The organism is Bacteroidales bacterium, assembly GCA_014860585.1.
Classification (GTDB): domain Bacteria; phylum Bacteroidota; class Bacteroidia; order Bacteroidales; family 4484-276; genus RZYY01.
In genome coordinates this window covers 1-2,723 of record JACZJL010000187.1, presented here as the reverse complement: position 1 = coordinate 2,723, position 2,723 = coordinate 1, and the positions used below count along the sequence as shown (strand labels likewise).

Here is a 2,723-nt window from a genome sequence, read left to right as displayed (position 1 = left end):
AGATAAGTGATCCCGTTACCATTACCGAAAGAAGTGCATTTAGAATATACGATATTAGCTTTTTTATCATGACTCTGTTCTTGTTTCCGTTCCAAAATTCATAAATCTGGACAGTAATAAAAAATGATATAGCAGGAATATTAATTATGTTCAAATGTTTTTGATGAACACCCAATATATACAGATGAATTTTACATAATTTTATACTGGTATAAGGTTAGATAAAAGGATTTTCTCGGAAAAATCCGTAATGCATTAATGAGCAAACAATCCCTTCGTTTACCTAAAGTTTTACCCGGTAGCGAAATAATTGGCAGAAAAACTAACAACAAGAACACTTTGAGCACAGCAATCCTGAAAATGAAACCATCTTTTTCCCTTCTCTTTTTAACACTAATTCTATTTCTGTGGACTTCACCTGCTGATGCTCAATCCAGAAGAACTCAGGCTGCCGATGATGATTTTGAAAATATGCGCTATTCACTGGCCATTCCAAAATACAAAAAGGCTTATGCACGTTCCAAGCGCAACAAAGGAGAACGAAACCGCATCACTTACCAGATGGGGGAATGTTACCGGTTGACCAGCCAGGTAAAAAGGGCTGAAGCACAATATAAAAGGCTTGTAAGGACAAACTACGACAGGGTTGAACCGCTGGTACTTCTCAGGTTGGCCGATATGCAGCGTGCAAACGGAAATTATGAAGAAGCGCTTGTGAATTACGAAACCTACCTCGAGCGCGTTACGGATGATCCATTGGGTCTATCCGGCGCCCAATCGTGCAAGTTAGCCATCGAATGGGACAAAAACCCATCCAATTTCAGCATTCAATCCCTTCGGCGTTTGAATTCAAGGGAAGATGATTTCTCACCTGCATATAGTGACCCCACGGGACGAGTGATCATTTTTACTACCTCCCGCGATGGAGTTGTTGGAAAAAAGTCAGATTTATGGACGGGTTTGAATTTTACTGATCTTTTTACTGCACGGCAGGACAGTAAAGGAAACTGGAGCCAGCCAGTTTCGATTGATGAAACTGAAGCCATTAACTCTGAGGCCAATGAAGGCCAGGCAGCGTTTAATGAGAATTTCAGCAAAATGTACTTCACCCGCTGCGGGCAAGACAACGTAACGATAAATGGTTGCCAGATATTTATCACCCAGAAACAGGGACGCGGCTGGAGCGAGCCAGAGCAGTTAGAACTTGGTGGCGACAGTACTTCGGTGTTCGGTCATCCTGCGATAAATCCTGCCGAAACCATGCTCGTTTTTGCTTCTACAAAAAAAGGAGGCGCCGGTGGCCGTGATTTGTGGATCTCAACCCGTCAAAGCGCCAAAGAAAAATTCACTGCGCCACGTAATATGGGTGAATTGATAAATACCAAAGGCGATGAACTTTTCCCTTTCCTTAGAGGTGACTCTGTGCTTTATTTTGCTTCTGACGGTCACCCGGGAATGGGAGGCCTTGATATTTTCAGATCTGTCAAACTGGAGGATGGATCCTGGAGCGAACCCATTAATCTAAAGCCGCCAATCAATACCCATTTCGACGATTTTGGAATTTGTTGGCACCCTGACGGTAACAATGAAGGCTACTTCTCCTCAAACCGACGCGGAGGGCGCGGTGGTGACGATATTTACTACTTTATCAATCCACCGATTATTTACAATGTTCGTGGAAAAATTCTCGACAATAATACATCTGAGCCCATCGAAGATGCGCTGATCAGCCTTGTCAGTTCTGATGGCACAACCGTCTCGGTAAAATCAAATGCTGTCGGATATTATGAATTCATCAATGATCAGGTAAAGCCCAATATTTCTTTTGAAATCATTGTAGAAAAACCCAAATATTTCACCGACAAGGCCATGGAGACAACACTCGGTGTTGATGCCAGCAAAGATTTCGAGATGAACTTCAGGCTTGAACCCATTCCTGCTGAACCCATTCTCTTGCCGGAAATCCTTTATGACCTCGCAAAATGGGATTTAAAACCACAGTTCCAGGATTCGCTCCAGGGCCTGATCAGAACGTTGGATGCCAACGAAACACTCATCATTGAGTTGGCCGCCCATACTGATAACAGGGGAACGGTGGAGTCGAACGACATCCTGTCGCAACGAAGAGCCGAGTCGGTCGTTAATTATCTGATCGAACGTGGGATTGACCCCGACAGGCTGATTGCCAAAGGATATGGAGAACGCGTTCCCCGAAGTTTAGTTAAAGAAACAACCCGTGAAGGGTACACCTTCTCTTCAGGAACTGTGCTGTCCGAATCTTATATTGATTCCCTGACGGACAACAATATGAAAGAAGCAGCCCATCAGATGAACCGGAGAACTGAGTTTTCGATCTTAAGTAATGATTTCGTCCCCAAACCCAGAATTCGCACCGAATTGGAAACCGCTACGGTTGAAATTGTCACTGAACCGATGGAAAAAATTATTAAATACCGTCTTTCTTCATCAGGAGCCATTGAAGCCGACTGCATTCTCAATGGGATAACCTTCATTTTTAATTACGACCCACGTGCTATCAGGCCGACCATTTCACTGGGAAGTGCACTGAGATTGCTGAAGGATGGCGCCATTTCGCGTGCAGACTTCCAGGGAGATACTGAGAAAATATTCCGGGATGGTTCAATTGCCAACAGGTCAATATTTACATCCAAAACATTGCGAATTGGGAACATGACCCTTGAAAATATCGAATTTCAGGTTGA

At 43.7% G+C, this 2,723-nt stretch carries 1 protein-coding gene; it reads left to right on the top strand.

Features of this window, described 5'->3' with window-relative positions; translation table 11 throughout:
• Positions 1 to 339: 339 nt before the first annotated feature.
• The coding region (locus IH598_17650; GenBank protein MBE0640341.1) for an OmpA family protein at positions 340 to 2,723 on the top strand (2,384 nt) is incomplete at its 3' end.